Origin of the sequence: Streptomyces sp. NPDC057963, from assembly GCF_042887155.1 — a bacterium.
GTDB lineage: Bacteria > Actinomycetota > Actinomycetes > Streptomycetales > Streptomycetaceae > Streptomyces.
This window is the reverse complement of the sequence record NZ_JBHVPX010000071.1, coordinates 1-572: the sequence shown is the minus strand read 5'-3', so window position 1 is coordinate 572 and position 572 is coordinate 1. Positions and strand designations below refer to the sequence as shown.

General features: G+C 54.5%; 1 rRNA gene (running past one end of the window). It reads left to right on the top strand.

Annotated features, from left to right (window positions below):
- Positions 1-556 (top strand): 16S ribosomal RNA (locus tag ACFVT1_RS40975) (its annotated part extends 971 nt beyond the left edge of the window); the annotation flags it as partial.
- Positions 557-572 lie beyond the last annotated feature (16 nt).

Sequence of the window (572 nt, the reverse complement as noted above, 5' to 3'; positions counted from 1 at the left end):
AGGTCTTGACATCCTCTGACAACCCTAGAGATAGGACGTCCCCTTCGGGGGCAGAGTGACAGGTGGTGCATGGTTGTCGTCAGCTCGTGTCGTGAGATGTTGGGTTAAGTCCCGCAACGAGCGCAACCCTTGATCTTAGTTGCCAGCATTCAGTTGGGCACTCTAAGGTGACTGCCGGTGACAAACCGGAGGAAGGTGGGGATGACGTCAAATCATCATGCCCCTTATGACCTGGGCTACACACGTGCTACAATGGACAGTACAAAGGGCTGCAAGACCGCGAGGTTAAGCCAATCCCACAAATCTGTTCTCAGTTCGGATTGCAGGCTGCAACTCGCCTGCATGAAGCCGGAATCGCTAGTAATCGCGGATCAGCATGCCGCGGTGAATACGTTCCCGGGCCTTGTACACACCGCCCGTCACACCACGAGAGTTTGTAACACCCGAAGTCGGTGGGGTAACCTTTAGGAGCCAGCCGCCGAAGGTGGGACAGATGATTGGGGTGAAGTCGTAACAAGGTAGCCGTATCGGAAGGTGCGGCTGGATCACCTCCTTTCTAAGGATTTTTACAT